The organism is Thiothrix sp. (genome assembly GCF_028714775.1).
Taxonomy (GTDB): Bacteria; Pseudomonadota; Gammaproteobacteria; order Thiotrichales; family Thiotrichaceae; genus Thiothrix.
Window position 1 is genome coordinate 208,760 of record NZ_JAQTLS010000007.1, and the last position, 14,313, is coordinate 223,072.

At 54.2% G+C, this 14,313-nt stretch carries 15 protein-coding genes; 7 read left to right on the forward strand and 8 right to left on the reverse strand.

Annotated elements, in window-relative coordinates:
• Positions 1 to 10 precede the first annotated feature (10 nt).
• The 5 genes from PHE17_RS08525 to PHE17_RS08545 all read right to left on the reverse strand — a co-directional run bounded on the left by PHE17_RS08525 (position 11) and on the right by PHE17_RS08545 (position 3,377).
• Positions 11 to 316 carry an isoamylase early set domain-containing protein gene (locus PHE17_RS08525; RefSeq protein WP_301015403.1) on the reverse strand — a complete coding sequence of 102 codons (306 nt, stop codon included), beginning with the start codon at positions 314 to 316 and terminating at the stop codon, positions 11 to 13.
• Positions 317 to 523 carry a hypothetical protein gene (locus PHE17_RS08530; RefSeq protein ID WP_301015404.1) on the reverse strand — a complete coding sequence of 69 codons (207 nt, stop codon included), beginning with the start codon at positions 521 to 523 and terminating at the stop codon, positions 317 to 319.
• Positions 524 to 711: 188 nt separating this feature from the next.
• Positions 712 to 1,512: a UDP-2,3-diacylglucosamine diphosphatase gene (locus tag PHE17_RS08535; protein WP_301015405.1), complete on the reverse strand. Its 801-nt coding sequence runs from the start codon at positions 1,510 to 1,512 to the stop codon at positions 712 to 714.
• Positions 1,463 to 2,161, reverse strand: coding sequence for a class I SAM-dependent methyltransferase (locus PHE17_RS08540; RefSeq protein WP_301015406.1), 699 nt, complete (start codon positions 2,159 to 2,161; stop codon positions 1,463 to 1,465). The genes PHE17_RS08535 and PHE17_RS08540 overlap by 50 nt, the downstream gene beginning before the upstream one ends.
• A gap of 1 nt (position 2,162) precedes the next feature.
• Positions 2,163 to 3,377, reverse strand: a complete 1,215-nt coding sequence (locus tag PHE17_RS08545; protein ID WP_301015407.1) for a DUF3419 family protein — start codon at positions 3,375 to 3,377, stop codon at positions 2,163 to 2,165.
• A gap of 185 nt (positions 3,378 to 3,562) precedes the next feature.
• On the opposite strand from PHE17_RS08545, the gene phoB reads away from it, so the two are divergent.
• The 5 genes from phoB to ppk1 all read left to right on the forward strand — a co-directional run bounded on the left by phoB (position 3,563) and on the right by ppk1 (position 8,789).
• Complete coding sequence (gene phoB, locus PHE17_RS08550; protein ID WP_301015408.1) at positions 3,563 to 4,249, forward strand: phosphate regulon transcriptional regulator PhoB; 687 nt, start codon at positions 3,563 to 3,565, stop codon at positions 4,247 to 4,249.
• An 85-nt stretch (positions 4,250 to 4,334) separates the two neighbouring features.
• Complete coding sequence (locus PHE17_RS08555) at positions 4,335 to 5,531, forward strand: glycosyltransferase family 1 protein (RefSeq protein WP_301015409.1); 1,197 nt, start codon at positions 4,335 to 4,337, stop codon at positions 5,529 to 5,531.
• Entirely contained in the window at positions 5,509 to 6,042 is a 534-nt protein-coding gene (locus PHE17_RS08560) for a phosphatase PAP2 family protein (protein WP_301015410.1), read from the forward strand. The genes PHE17_RS08555 and PHE17_RS08560 overlap by 23 nt, the downstream gene beginning before the upstream one ends.
• A 13-nt stretch (positions 6,043 to 6,055) precedes the next feature.
• Positions 6,056 to 6,727 (forward strand): GNAT family protein, encoded by a 672-nt coding sequence (locus PHE17_RS08565; RefSeq protein WP_301015411.1) that lies wholly within the window; start codon positions 6,056 to 6,058, stop codon positions 6,725 to 6,727.
• Complete coding sequence (gene ppk1, locus PHE17_RS08570; RefSeq protein ID WP_301015412.1) at positions 6,687 to 8,789, forward strand: polyphosphate kinase 1; 2,103 nt, start codon at positions 6,687 to 6,689, stop codon at positions 8,787 to 8,789. Before PHE17_RS08565 ends, ppk1 begins: the two co-directional genes overlap by 41 nt.
• 12 nt (positions 8,790 to 8,801) lie before the next feature.
• On the opposite strand, the gene PHE17_RS08575 is transcribed toward ppk1, so the two are convergent.
• Positions 8,802 to 9,965 carry a glycosyltransferase gene (locus tag PHE17_RS08575; protein ID WP_301015413.1) on the reverse strand — a complete coding sequence of 388 codons (1,164 nt, stop codon included), beginning with the start codon at positions 9,963 to 9,965 and terminating at the stop codon, positions 8,802 to 8,804.
• Positions 9,965 to 11,755 (reverse strand): alkaline phosphatase PhoX, encoded by a 1,791-nt coding sequence (locus tag PHE17_RS08580; protein WP_301015414.1) that lies wholly within the window; start codon positions 11,753 to 11,755, stop codon positions 9,965 to 9,967. Before PHE17_RS08580 ends, PHE17_RS08575 begins: the two co-directional genes overlap by 1 nt.
• A 140-nt stretch (positions 11,756 to 11,895) precedes the next feature.
• Here PHE17_RS08580 and PHE17_RS08585 point away from each other — a divergent pair, with 140 nt between their 5' ends.
• Positions 11,896 to 12,708, forward strand: coding sequence for an RMD1 family protein (locus tag PHE17_RS08585; RefSeq protein ID WP_301015415.1), 813 nt, complete (start codon positions 11,896 to 11,898; stop codon positions 12,706 to 12,708).
• A gap of 9 nt (positions 12,709 to 12,717) precedes the next feature.
• On the opposite strand, the gene PHE17_RS08590 is transcribed toward PHE17_RS08585, so the two are convergent.
• Entirely contained in the window at positions 12,718 to 13,446 is a 729-nt protein-coding gene (locus tag PHE17_RS08590) for an alpha/beta hydrolase-fold protein (RefSeq protein ID WP_301015416.1), read from the reverse strand.
• Between the two features lie 158 nt (positions 13,447 to 13,604).
• Here PHE17_RS08590 and PHE17_RS08595 point away from each other — a divergent pair, with 158 nt between their 5' ends.
• A complete protein-coding gene (locus PHE17_RS08595; RefSeq protein ID WP_301015417.1) occupies positions 13,605 to 13,934 on the forward strand; it encodes a multidrug efflux SMR transporter in 330 nt (109 codons plus the stop codon).
• The last annotated feature ends 379 nt before the right edge of the window (positions 13,935 to 14,313 follow it).

Here is a 14,313-nt window from a genome sequence, read left to right on the forward strand (position 1 = left end):
CTCCTTGGCCTTACACGCGCACGAGGGAATTTTCCCCGTCCACGCCGTTATCCACGTAACCGTCCGCTTCCCAGTCATTTTCCCAATGGCTACCGTCGTATTGGTAGCGGAATTGGTATTCTGGCGTCGCGGTATCCAATTCCAACACCACGGTGAATTCGCCGCTTTTTAGTGCGCTCATGGGCGTTGCTTGTGCATCCCAAGCGTTGAAATCGCCCACCAGATAAATGCTCTGGGCGGAACGGGCAGCTTCCTTACTGATGCGGAAGGTCACTTTGCAGGCTGGGCGCGTTTTCAGGTATTGTTTTTTTAACATCTAGCAATCTCTCTGTTCAAAAAAGCGCGAACATAACAGTTCTTGTTGGTTTCCTGTATCCAAAATAACGGTGCGTTCGCTAAAAATCACTCTGGCTTGTTCAATTCCGGCCTCAGTAGCGGCGTGCAGGCGTTGTAACACCCGCTCGACGTGCTTACAAATACAGCCATTTGTTTTGATATGCTTCATGGCAACATCTACTTTCATAAAATTTCCCCCGACACGTTATAGCTATCCATTATTTTCACACACGAATGTTAAGCAAATACTATGCCACGGAGTATGTTGTTATTCAGTCCGTGGCAAGCTTGTTGTGTGCAGTTATATAGCAATACCATTACGTTTCGTAAGTTTTTCTGGATAGATGGTAGTTTTAGGAAGTGAGCAAGAATAGATCAGATTGTACCCGCTGCACACGCAACCGGCAAAGCGCCAGCAGTTTCGTATGCCTTCATCCAATGCACGACCTGCAAGCTGCCGTCCCACTCTTCCACCAGCGCGGAGCAGCTTTCCACCCAGTCGCCGTCGTTGCAATACAGCACCCCGTCAATCTCGCGGATTTCGGCGTGATGGATATGCCCGCAAATGATGCCATCCAGTTGCCGCCGTTTGGCCTCTTTCGCCAGCGTTTCTTCAAAGGCGGAAATAAAATTCACCGCCGATTTGGTCTTGTGTTTCAGCCACGCGGAAACTGACCAATACGGATACCCCAGCCATGTGCGCCAGCGGTTGTAAATGGTGTTGAACACCAGCAAGCGTTCATAGAACCAATCGCCCAGCTTTGCCAGCCAACGGGCAAATTGCATCACCCCGTCAAATTGGTCGCCGTGCAGCACCAGAAACTTGCGCCCATCCGCCGTGGTATGCACCACTTCATCTTCAAGGTGGATCGCGGTGATTTGGTGATGGATGAAAGGCCGCAGGAACTCGTCATGGTTGCCGCTGACGTAGGTCACTTTCGTGCCGCGTTGCGCCCGCTCAAACAGCAAGTGCAGGATTTGGTCGTGGAAGGTGTCCCAATACCAGCGCTTGCGCAACGCCCAGCCGTCGATGATGTCGCCGACCAGATAAAGCTGTTCGGCGTGGTTGTGTTGCAGGAAATCCAGCAGGAATTCGGCCTTGCAACCGCGTGAACCAAGATGGGTATCAGAAATCCAGATACTGCGGTATTTGCGGAAGTTCTGGTTGATGGTCATCGGAAATTCCCCCTTTCTGGTAATGCGCCAGCAGCGCGTAACGCCCAGCAAGCTGGCGCATCCGCAGTTGGTCACGTTCACGGTCCGCCAGTTGCTCTAGGTAGCACGGCACGTCTGGATCAGGGTGGACATGGAACCAATCCAACCATTGCAGCAACACCCGGCGGAACCACGGCGGCATGGTTTGCTGATCGGAAAAGTCCACCACATGCAAGCAGCCACCCGGTTTGAGGATATGCAGCGCGTGTTCCAGCGCCCCCTGCCAACCGGGGATCATCGACAGCACATAGGAAAACACAATGTGGTCGAAGGGCTTTTCCAGCCCGAAATCGTGGTGGCTGACCTGCCCTGCCAACCCTTGGCGCAGCGTGATATTGCGTTCATACAACGTGCCGCGCAGCTTGTCGCGGGCGGTGTCCAACATCATGCGCGAAGCATCAATGCCATACAGTTTGACGCTGGGGTAACGATAAGCCAGCTTGGTCAGGTTACGCGCCGTACCGCAGCCGATTTCCAGCACGGTTTCGCCCGGTTGCACGTCCATTTCGTTCAGCAGCGCATCGCGCCCCAGCAGGTAATACTTGCGTGACAGGTCGTAAACATAGCGCTGGTAGCGGTATTGCCTGTCCATTTGTTGTGCGGCATCCATCTCAATCGGCCTTACGGTAGAGGTGGAAACCGCCGTAGATCGCCGAACGGTCTTGCTGGAAGCCTTGTGCCGAGCGCTCACCCTCATACACAAACTGGGCAAGCAATTCGGCAGGCAAGGCCGCTTCCAATGGCGATTCGGCGGCAGCGGTACGGAAGATGATGCGTGTTCCCGGCTTGCCGACGCGGGCGATTTCTGTCCATAACTGGCACAGCACGTCGTCGCTCATCCAATCCTGCGCGTCGAGGAACACAAAGCGGTCGTAACTGTGCGGTGCTTGCGCTTGCAGGAAATCAATCATCGAGCCGAGGTGTGTATCCACCTTACCCAATTGGCTGCGGATCAGCTCGTAATTATCGGCCTGCAAATACGGCGGGATAGCTTCGCGCTTTTCATGGTCGTAGCTGTGGCTAAAGCCCTGCCAAGCGAAGTAGTTGTCTTGGATCGGGAACTGGCACGCCAGCCGCTCCACCCGCTCGCGGTATTGCCCAATCAGGTTGCCCTGCTCTTTCATGGCTTTGTATTGCTGCGGCGGAATGCCAAGGCTGAATACCGACACCGGCAGCTTACCCAAAAACTTCACCAGCTTATTGTCGAAAAACGGCGCGATGTGCTGGTCGAAAATCGCTTTCTGCTCATACAAGCTGCTGGCGCTGAGAATTTTTTCCGGCTGGTAATTGGTCTGGCGGGCAATCCAATGCAAGAAGCGCATGAAATAGCCAAAGCGCGTGTTGCGGTACAGCCCGTCGCGGAACATGTGGATGCGTCTTTGCCCCAGAATGCTGCGCCCCTGCCAAAAAGCATCGACTTCATCATCCAAATGCGGGCGGATGTGGCTCTCGTACTGGCTTTCGTTCTGTTCCCGGTCGGCATAGCCAAAAAAGTCGTAAAACGCCGCGTGGTCAGGCAAATGTTTCATCGCCGCCAGTTTCAGGCGCGTCAAGGACATGTGGTACGGGTTCAGGTCAATCGCGGTGATGTGCGCCGGTGTTGCCGTCAGGTAATTCAGCACATTGCAGCCACCGGAGGCGATGGTCAGCACCCGGCTTTCTTGGTTCAGTTCCAACGCTTGCAAGTCGACCGCTGGGTCTTCCCATATCTGGTTGTAAATAAAACTGTTGAACCAGAAGCTGAACAAACGTTGCTGCATCCCCATCAGGGATGTCGGGGCGTGCTGGTGAACAGCGTCACGCAATGCTGCGGAAATACCTGCCATGTACAAATCTCGTTAGTTTATTCGGTGATGCTGCGCAGGTTAAGGTGCGGAAGTGACTGAAAAGTGACGCTTATATGACGGTTTTGTTATGCGCAAAGCCATTACCAAACCTGCGCGGCTGTCACGGAACTGACACACTCTTGGGGTTTAATGCGGGGGTAAAATGGAATTCATACAGGTTTAACATGCGTACAATCCTGATTGTCGAAGATGAACAGCCGATCCGTAAGATGGTCGGCCTTGCTTTGGGGCGTGCCGGTCTTGAATTGAGCGAGGCCGCCAATGCCGAACAAGCTTATGCCGAAATCAACCGCAAACGCCCGGAACTGATCCTGATGGATTGGATGCTTCCCGGTATCAGCGGGCTGGAATTGGTGCGGCGTTTGCAGCGCGATGCCATCACCCAAGACATCCCCGTGATCATGCTGACTGCCCGCAACGAAGAAAGTGACCGGATTTCCGGTTTCCAAGCAGGCATTGACGATTACATCAGCAAGCCGTTTTCCCCCGCTGAATTGGTGGCACGGATTCAGGCCGTCTTGCGCCGCACCCAACAACCCCCGCCGGTAAAAACCCTCGAATTCGGGGCGCTGGCACTGGATACCGTCAGCCACCGCGTAACCGCCAGCGGTGAGGAATTGGAATTTGGCCCGACTGAATTCCGTTTGCTGAAATTTTTCATGCAGCACCCCGACCGGGTTTACAGCCGCGCCCAATTGCTCGACAACGCTTGGGGGCGCACGGTATATGTGGAAGAGCGTACCGTGGATGTGCATATCCTGCGTTTGCGCAAAACGCTAGCGCCGCACGGTTTCGAGCATTACATCCAGACAGTGCGCGGCGCGGGTTACCGTTTTTCACCCGACAGCTAAACACAACCGTCACAAAAGCGTCACCGTCTTGCAGTATTCGCGTAGCACAATTGGTGCAGTCTCCACTACAAGATGAATGTTTTTTGTGTCAGCCAATCACCTCAAGCTCGTCCAATCCCATACCCACTTGACGGTCGTCACGGAAACGTGGCCGCCGGAAATCAATGGCGTGGCACATACCGCCAGCCGTTTCGTGGATGGATTACGCAGCCGGGGTGGCTATCACATCCAGTTAGTACGCCCCCGCCAACAAGCCCGCGAGAAGGCTTGCCGCGAGGACGGTTTTCAGGAGTATCTGGTCAATGGATTGACACTCCCCTTTTACAAGGAAGTCCGTTTGGGCTTCCCGCAATACCACGCGCTCAAACGCCTGTGGCAAAAGCAGCGCCCCGACATCGTGCAAATTGTTACCGAAGGCCCTTTGGGTTATTCCGCAATGAAGGCGGCGAAAAAGCTCGGCATTCCGGTAATCAGCGACTTCCACACCAATTTCGACCAGTACAGCCGCTATTACCGCCTGAGCGGGTTTTTCAATCTGGCGAAACGCTATTTGCGCCATGTGCATAACCAAACGCTGGTCACACTGGTTCCAACCCGCGAATTGCAGCAACAGCTCAGTGATAAGGGTTACACCCGCATCGACATTCTGGATCGCGGCATTGATACCGCCCAATTCAACCCGCAACGCCGCAGCCACACTTTACGCGCCCAGTTAGGCATCCGCCCCGAACAATTGCTGGTCACGCTGGTATCACGCATGGCGCAAGAGAAAAACCTTGATTTGGCGTTTGAGGCTTTCCGCGCTATCCAACAGCACGTGCCGGATGCGCGATTCCTGCTGGTCGGCGATGGCCCAGAACGCAAACGTTTGCAGGAAGCCCACCCCGACTGCCTGTTCGTGGGGATGCAAACCGGCACGGCACTGGCGGAACATTACGCCAGCGGCGACCTGTTCCTTTACCCCAGCACCAGCGAAACCTTCGGCAATGTCATTTTGGAAGCGATGGCAAGCGGCTTGCCGGTCGTGACCTTCGACTATGCTGCCGCACGGGAATACATCCGTTGGGAAGAAAACGGCATGGCAGTCCCGCTGGATGATAACCCTGCATTCATTCAAGCCAGCATCAGCTTGGCAAGTAACCCTGCCCTGCGCCAACGCGCGGGGCTTGCCGCCCACCAGACCGCCCAAGGCTTGGGCTGGGACAAAGTAGTGGAACGCTTACACCAAACCCTTCAAACCGTCTTGCGCGAGGTGCGCCATGAAACTGCTGCATCAACTTAACGACCACGAAATCCCTTTGTGCTTGCTGTTCAACCGGGTTAACCACCTAAAACCCATCAGCCTATTCTTTGCCGCCGTCAGCCGTTTGGGGAACGGGGTGTTCTGGTACGTGCTGATGCTGATGTTGCCGCTGCTGTACGGCTGGGACGCACTGCCCGTTTCCCTGCACATGGGGCTGGTGGGGCTGGCAGGTGTGTTGGTTTACAAATGGCTGAAAACCTCCACTGAACGGGTACGCCCTTACAGCCACAACGATGACATTTTCCAGAACGTGGCGGCACTCGACCAGTTCAGTTTCCCGTCTGGGCATACCTTACACGCAGTCAGTTTTAGCTGGGTGTTGCTGCACTATTACCCGGAATGGGGCGTGCTGGTCGTGCCGTTTGCTGCACTGGTGGCGTTGTCGCGGGTGATTTTGGGCTTGCATTACCCCAGCGATGTGCTGATTGGCGCGTTCTTGGGGGCGGGGTTGGCACAAGGAAGTATTTGTCTGTTGTCTTGCCTGTTTTAAGGAGAAAACCATCATGACCCTGCAACCTGTTACCTTGGAAGGCCGCTTAGTGCGGCTTGAGCCACTGATTGAATGGCATTTGTCCGACCTGTTCCAAGCCGCGCGTGATGAAAGTATCTGGAAGTACATGTTTTATGGGAAAATGACCGAGCGGGCGAACATGGAAGCCTTCATCGTCAATGCCATCCGTTTACGTGAAGCCGGGACAGACCTGCCTTTCGCGGTCATCGACAAAGCATCAGGGCAAGCAATTGGCAGCACCCGCTACCGTGACATTTGCATGAAACACATGCGACTGGAAATCGGCGGCACGTGGTACGCCCCCAAATACCAACGTTCCGGGGTCAACTTGGAATGCAAATACTTGCTGTTACGCCATGCCTTCGAGACCTTCGGCATTTTGCGGGCGCAGTTCAAAACTGACCTGCGTAACGAACGTTCGCGCCAGTCACTGGAAAAAATGGGCGCGATACAGGAAGGTATTTTACGCCGTAGCGCCATCATGCCGGATGGAGTCATCCGCGATACAGCCATTTATAGTATCCTTGACACGGAGTGGGGTACGGTCAAACAAAACATCGAAACGCGCCTGGAACGGCACGCATCAAATAACAACATGAACTTGGTCGGAGTAGGACATTACCTTGGATACGGAACGCACACACCTAGCAAAAACAAGCACTGACATCACGTTGGATAACCCGGCTTACCACATCAACCGCGAACTGAGCCTGCTGGCGTTCAATTGCCGGGTGCTGGAAATGGCGAGTGACCCCAGCACCCCGCTGCTGGAGCGCCTGAAATTCCTGTGCATTTCCAGCTCCAACCTCGACGAATTTTTTGAGGTGCGGGTCGGGCGCTTAAAGCAACAATTGAGCTTGGACATTGCCACCATCGGGGCCGATAACTTGCCCCCCAGCACCGTATTGCGCACCATCAACCAAAACGCGCATGACTTGGTGGAACGCCAATACAAGCTGTTGAATGAAACCCTGATCCCTGCCCTGCGTAAAGAAGGCATCTACTTTGTACGCCGCACCCATTGGGACGAGCGCCAACGCGCGTGGCTGTCGGACTATTTCGAGCGCGAATTGTTGCCACTGCTCAGCCCACTGGGGCTAGACCCTGCGCACCCGTTCCCCAATATCCTCAACAAAAGCCTGAATTTCATTGTCAGCCTGCAAGGCACAGACGCTTTTGGGCGTGAAATCGACACTGCCATTGTGCAAGCACCGCGCACCTTACCGCGCATCATCCGCTTACCCGTGGACATGGCTGCCAGCGAAAACAGCTTCGTGTTCCTCTCCTCAATCCTGCACGCCTTCATCGGGCGGTTATTCCCCGGCATGGAAGTGCTGGGCAGTTACCAATTCCGCCTGACCCGCAACAGCAATATGTTCGTCGATGAGGAAGATACCGACGATTTGCTGGAAGCGATGCAAGGCGAATTGCCGCAGCGCAATTACGGCGCGGTGGTGCGGTTGGAAGTGTCCGACCATTGCCCGCAAGACAATATCGACTACCTGACCGAACAGTTCGACTTGGAAGCCAGCGATGTTTACAACGTCAACGGCCCGGTCAACCTCAACCGCCTGATGGCGATCAGCGATTTGGTGGAACGCCCTGACTTGCGCTTCCCATCCTTCCGCCCTGCCCCACCGATTACCGAACGTTACCCTGATATTTTTGAGCGCGTGCGCCAACGGGATGTGTTGCTGCACCACCCTTACCAAAGCTTCCAATCAGTGGTTGATTTCATTGGGCAAGCCGCCAGCGACCCGAACGTATTGGCGCTGAAAATGACCCTGTACCGCACTGGCAGCAAGTCGGTAATCGTCGAGCATTTGGCACGCGCCGCCCGTGCTGGTAAGGAAGTGACCGTAGTGGTCGAACTCCGCGCCCGTTTCGACGAAGAAGCCAACATCAGCCTCACCACCCAGTTGCAACGTGCCGGGGCGCACGTGGTTTACGGCGTGGTCGGTTACAAGACCCACGCAAAACTATGCATGGTAGTGCGCCGCGAAGGCCAACAATTACGCCGTTACGCCCATCTGGGGACAGGCAATTACCACCCCGGCACGGCACGGCTTTACACCGATTTCGGGCTGCTGACCTGCAACCCGGAAATGACCGAAGACGTACACAAAGTTTTCCTCATGCTCACTGGCTTAGGCAGCATCCAAGGCATGAAAGACCTGCTGGTTGCGCCTTTCACCTTATACAACACCATCCTGCAAAAGATTTCCGGGGAAATAAACCATGCCCGCGCAGGCAAACCCGCACTGATCCGCGCCCGCATGAATTCGCTGATCGAGCCGCAAACTATCCACGCGCTGTACCAAGCCTCACAAGCAGGCGTCAGGGTGGAATTGGTGGTGCGCGGGATTTGCTGCTTGCGCCCCGGCATTCCGGGGGTATCGGAAAATATCCACCTGCGTTCGGTGATGGGGCGTTTCCTCGAACACCCGCGCGTGTTCTATTTCCAGAATGACGGGGAAGAAGAACTCTACTGCTCCAGCGCTGACTGGATGCCGCGTAATTTCTTCCGGCGGGTGGAAGTGGCGTTCCCGATCCTTGACCCCAAGCTGCGCAAGCGGGTGATCCACGAGGCGTTTGAGCTGCACTTGCAGGACAATACCCAAGCGTGGGAACTGCACGCCGATGGCACGTACCTGCGCCTTGAACCACCTGCGGATGAAGCCCCCGTTACGGCACAAAGCATACTGTTGGCGGAACTATCGCGCTGATTGCAGAAAAACTTAAGGCGTGTGCTTTTTCGCCAGTACCGCTTGGTAAAAAGCCACCAATTTTTCTGCCTGCGCGGTGTGTGACCACGTAGCCGCATAAGCTAACGCTTCATCAACCTTGTGGGCATGAAGCGTTTTGTCACTGAGCAACCGGGCAACTTGCGCCGCAAAAGCATCGGTATTTTCCGCCGCGACCAACCCACCCTGCTCCGTACCGATGATGTCTTTTGTGCCCAACACTGCGGTAGACACCACGGGCGTGCCGCAGGCCATCGCCTCAATCAGCACCAGCCCTTGGGTTTCGGTACGCGAAGCAAACACGAACACATCCGCCGCTTTGTAGCAGGCTTGCAAACCACCATCGCGGCGCAGGTAGCCAACGAACCGGACGTTATTTTCCAAACCACTGCGCTTTACTTGCGCGTGCAGGCTTTTTTCTGCCGGGCCTTCACCCGCGATCACGAACAGGATGTCGGGAATGCGTTCCCGCAAGATTGCCGTTACTTCCAGCAGGAAACCGATGTTTTTCTCAAACGCCACCCTACCTACGAACAGGATAACCGGGCGTTCGGCGGGAATGTTGTGTTGCGCCCGGAATGCTGCGCCATCGCCCGACTTGAACACATTCGTGTCCAAACCTGTCGGCAAAATACTCATCGGCGTTTCCACCCCGTAATCCACCAGCACTTGCTGCATAGCGGTGGAAGGCACGACCAGCGCATCCAAATCAGCGCATTGGGTGCGGGAAAAGTGCCGCGCCGCGTAACGCAACCAGCTTTTCGGCAACCACTTGATGTAGTTGTAGAGGTATTCCTCGAAAAAAGTATGGTAGGTCGCCACCACCGGCAGTTTCAGTTTGCGTGCCAGTTTCAACCCAGCGTAGTGCGCCACGAACGGGGTGTGGATATGGATAATGTCGTAATCGTCCGCCCGTAATTCCTCCGTCAAGCGGTGAATATGGCGGATGCGCATCATGCGGTCTTCCGGGTCAACGATCACATTGCGCGAGCTGATGCGGATGATGTCGGTTTCATCTTCCGTCACCTGAGCGTAAGCGGGGGCAATCAACGTGACGCGATGCCCTGCTGCCTGCAATGCCTGCCGGAATGCCTGAATAGAGGTGGAAACCCCATTAACGCGCGGAAAATACACGTCGGAAACCATCAAGATATGCATTACAACCCCTTCAATGGGCCGATATAGCCGATCATGCTTTCCTTATCCCGTGCGTCCACCGCCTGTTTACCATTGGGGTGCTGCACAACCGTGGTCAAGTAACTCCAACCGTTGATGCCGGTAAACCAATACGGTGCGGTGGTTTCAGCACCCAACGGCGCGGAGAAAATGCGGGTAGCTTTGCCTTTGCCCAGATCGTATGCCCAGACGATATTATTTTCGTGTTCGCCGTCTTCGCCAATGATGAGCGTGTTGGAATCCGCCAAAAAGGTGACATTATCCGGCTGCGCAAGGTTGTCGATGGTGCAACCTTGCGGCTCTTTCTCCCCGCCGGGGCCACCTGTGAGCAAGGCTTTCATGCTGCCTGCCACTAAGTTGCTGGTAATCGCATTGCCATCCGTATCCCTACCACCGCCCTGCATGGACAAGGTATAAACGCCCCCGCAGTAATTCGCAGCATCCAAGCGGATATGGTTGCCGGTGGCGGCATCGTAATTTTTACCCTCTTCAGGGTCATCCACGTTATCCAGCATCCCGCGCCCGATTTCGCTGAGCGCAAGGAAACCCCGATTGTTTTGCGTATCGTAGGTGAAACCTTCCATCTTGCGGAATTCGTGGGTTGCGCCTTTGAGTGCGGCGTAACGGCGGCTTTCCAGACGTGAAGCCAGCAATTCCTTGCCGGGTTTGACTTTCAGGCATTGCTTGGCGAAACCAGCCGGAGACACCAGCTTGAAACCGTTGGCGGTGTCACAGTGATCTGCGTCACCCGTTTCAAACAAATCGCTGAATGCCGTCAGCTTCTGGATTGCAGGCTTGATCTCGGCATCACTGGCATGACCCAAACTGACCCATGCCAAACTCGCCGCACCGCCATTTTGGGCGTTAGTCTGGTTCCAGACAGCGGCATAAAGTGTACCCGCTGACAAATCACCCACCTTATCAGCGACGAACATAAACAACGTGCCATTATCGCCATCGTCAGTCAGGTAAACCGTTTGCTGGTCAGGCAGCACGTAGGCGAGTTCGTGTGAAAACCTCCCCAGCGCGTAATGTTTGGTGTAACTGCCCTTACCGCCGTTAACGTGGGCTTCGGTAATCCAACCAACCATATAGGGGCTGGATTTAGCCGGTTTTTTCAGGTCATCCTGCCAGTAATATTGGGGGTAAGTGACATATTTCTTATCGGTAATGCCATCGGGATTGCTGACTTGTTTTTCGATATTGGCGGCATCCGGCTCGTATTCTTCACTGCCCAATAGGCTGTTCCATGGCGTGACTGAGCCTGCGCAATGCACGTAACCACCGAAATCTTTCGATTGGTCAATGAATTGCAGGGTATTTTTGACCGGGCTGAGTTGACCGTCCTTATCCTGTTGCAGTTGCGTCATGTACATGCCACCGACATTGCATTCAAACTGCGACATCAGGTACAGCTTGCCGCCATCATGCAGGATCGCGTTGAAATCCAAACCACTACCAACAGTGCCATTTGTGCCGTTACAGATGTAGGGCTTGCCATCCACGTCAATTGGCTGGCCTTGCACATTCTTCATCAAGCCGAAGGTTTCACCGTTATCCTGATCCCCGCTGCGCAACAGTTCGTGATAAGCCAGCACTTGTTTTTCGCCGTTGAGCGTCACTTCGCTGGTAGCACGCGGGATAAGCTTATCCGCCGCGCTAGTGGGCAATACCAAGGGTTTGAATTCGAGGGTGTATTTCGGGCTACCTGCCTGCACCACTGCAACCGCAAGCAACACCAGCAAGGAAGAAAGCAGGATCGGAAAACGCATACTTAACCTATTGTCTCAAAGGGCATTGGGCGCGACTTTACTCCTGTAATTTGACAAAATGATGACGCGAAACATAAACCACTATACTTGCCGCTATACTTGCACCACCTTCCAGACTCGACGGCAACACGGAGAATCACGTGAACCACCCGAACCTCAACCCGCGCAACGATGCCAGTATCCGGGTACGCGCCTCGCTGATCGGCGGGCGCATCGACACCAAACCGTTCCGCGCTGATGAAACGCTCGCCATCAACCCATTGACGGTGGCGATCCCCGGTGGCGGCTGCGCGGTTTTGTTCCGCTACGGCGTCGCGGTGTTTTTCGGCATGGCAACCGAGCAAGAAAGCCAGTTTTTGGAACGCCTGTTGCCTCTGACCCACGAGCCGCGTACTTGGCCTGAAGATGAGTTGCTCAACCTGCGCACGGATGCAGACCAACTCGAAGGCGTGGATGCACAAGGTTGCCTGTGGTTGCATGACACCTCTGTCCAACGCCTGCAACTGGTGGCGGAAATGCTGGCACGCAGTTCCGTTTTGTCAGACGACGAAGCGCGGGTCACAAAGACATTCGAGCAAATCGAACCACTGGCACAAAACTTGAGCAAACGCGGGCGCGGCGGGCTAAAAATGCAGGAACTGCTCACCTACATCGGTGATTCCCTGCTCAGCCAACAACGGATGGTAGGCCGTGCGGAAGTGGCGGATAAACCCGACCTATTGTGGGAACGCCCGGAACTCGAAGGGCTTTACCTGCGCTTGGAAGACGAGTTCGAGTTACGCGAACGCCATCTGGCATTAGAACGTAAGCTGGATGTCATTTCTAATACCGCCGAAACCCTGCTGGACTTGCTGCAAGCCCAACGCAGCCACCGGGTGGAATGGTACATCGTAATACTGATCGTGGTTGAAATCGGTTTAACGCTCTATGAGCTATTTTTTAAAGGGCATTAATCCCATTTCCTAAAGGTAGAGCGGAGCCATCCGCCGCCAATAATACCCCCGGTGCGCCCGCTCATCCCACTCATGCAATTGGTGGTGAACGCCCTTACTGCGCAGGATGTGGCTAAGATGGTGGTTATTGCCCAGAAAGGGGTCTTCCTTGCCGATCACCAGCACGATGTCCATCTGCCGCAAATGCTGCAAGCGCCAATCGCAGGGCAGGTTCGGCAGAAAATGCACCGGGGTATGAAAATAGATATTGTCGTCATAATACCCGCTGAACAAGTCAGAGAAACTTTCCGCCTGCATCGTCAAATCATAACGCCCTGAAAACGCGCTCAATTTCTGGAATAAATGCGGGTGGCGGAAAGCAATATTGGCGGCATGGAACGCCCCCAAACTGCACCCGTGCGCAATCGTACAAGGATGTTGATTTTTATGCTGCATGAACGGTATGACTTCATGCAGGATATATTCTTCAAAACGAATATGGTGCTGTATACGGTCTGCCGGATGTTTCCAGAAACAGTACAGCGAATCGTGGTCAACACTGTCCACACAAAACAATTGCAACTGCCCCGCATTAATCTTGGGCGCAAGCTGATGAACGATACGCAGCTTTTCGTATTCGTAAAAACGCCCGTCGCGGGTGGGAAACACCAGCACTTTTGCCCCAGCGTGCCCGAAAACCAGCAATTCCATCATGCGCCCCAGCCGGGGACTGTGCCAGCGGTGATATTCGCGTTGCATTGCCTGACCTGCTTACAAAACCTTTCAGATGCCGCATGATAACGGGGCAATATTGCAGGCACATGACGTAGCATCAGCAAAAGCCGCCATGTAGTTCCTCTCAGCAGGTTATGCGCTTATGATACGCACTCCTTCCCGTATTGGACTGAACCCAACTTATGTCTTATTTATACCTTGCCTTCGCTATCATTGCCGAAGTCATTGCCACTAGCTCCCTGCGGGCGACTGAAGAATTTACCAAACCCATCCCCACCCTCATCATGGTGGCGGGTTACGGGCTAGCATTTTATTTTATGACACTGGCGTTGCGCACCCTGCCACTGGGATTTACCTATGCGGTATGGTCTGGACTTGGCATCATCCTGATCAGCATTATTGGAATCATTTTCTATGATGAACGCTTAGATTTGGCAGCAACCCTTGGCATGACCATGATTATCATTGGTGTGCTAATCATCCACCTATTCTCGAAAACGGTAAAACATTGAGCCGTAACCATCTAAGCATCGCCGACCAAATATGAACTTTTTATTAAACCCCAATGGATACCGAAAGCCCGTGCTTATTCCACCACTGCCTATACTATAAAGAATGTGTTGCTGGTGCGTAGCCACCACAACACCACCTTAGGCAAATGGATGTGCCTGAACAAGTTTGCACCTGACCGTTATCTCGCGCAGAGAGAGGGGGCGGCTTGTCCACCAACACCTACTTGCCTGACATTTTCCTTGTAATTTACCCCTCTGTACACGACAATTTTCCTAATCAGCGGTTTTCAGCAGCAAGGTGACATTGCCATTTGCCTTAGCGATTAAGTTTGGAGGCCATAAAAACAGCATCCACAAGCGGAGGTTTTCTGCCACTGCA

Excerpts from the sequence above, each read along its gene's own strand:
- PHE17_RS08525 (WP_301015403.1), bottom strand. The coding sequence starts at position 316 with ATGTTAAAAAAACAATACCTGAAAACGCGCCCAGCCTGCAAAGTGACC.
- PHE17_RS08530 (WP_301015404.1), bottom strand. The coding sequence starts at position 523 with ATGAAAGTAGATGTTGCCATGAAGCATATCAAAACAAATGGCTGTATT.
- PHE17_RS08535 (WP_301015405.1), bottom strand. The coding sequence starts at position 1,512 with ATGACCATCAACCAGAACTTCCGCAAATACCGCAGTATCTGGATTTCT.
- PHE17_RS08540 (WP_301015406.1), bottom strand. The coding sequence starts at position 2,161 with ATGGATGCCGCACAACAAATGGACAGGCAATACCGCTACCAGCGCTAT.
- PHE17_RS08545 (WP_301015407.1), bottom strand. The coding sequence starts at position 3,377 with ATGGCAGGTATTTCCGCAGCATTGCGTGACGCTGTTCACCAGCACGCC.
- phoB (WP_301015408.1), top strand. The coding sequence starts at position 3,563 with ATGCGTACAATCCTGATTGTCGAAGATGAACAGCCGATCCGTAAGATG.
- PHE17_RS08560 (WP_301015410.1), top strand. The coding sequence starts at position 5,509 with ATGAAACTGCTGCATCAACTTAACGACCACGAAATCCCTTTGTGCTTG.
- PHE17_RS08565 (WP_301015411.1), top strand. The coding sequence starts at position 6,056 with ATGACCCTGCAACCTGTTACCTTGGAAGGCCGCTTAGTGCGGCTTGAG.
- PHE17_RS08575 (WP_301015413.1), bottom strand. The coding sequence starts at position 9,965 with ATGCATATCTTGATGGTTTCCGACGTGTATTTTCCGCGCGTTAATGGG.
- PHE17_RS08580 (WP_301015414.1), bottom strand. The coding sequence starts at position 11,755 with ATGCGTTTTCCGATCCTGCTTTCTTCCTTGCTGGTGTTGCTTGCGGTT.
- PHE17_RS08590 (WP_301015416.1), bottom strand. The coding sequence starts at position 13,446 with ATGCAACGCGAATATCACCGCTGGCACAGTCCCCGGCTGGGGCGCATG.
- PHE17_RS08595 (WP_301015417.1), top strand. The coding sequence starts at position 13,605 with ATGTCTTATTTATACCTTGCCTTCGCTATCATTGCCGAAGTCATTGCC.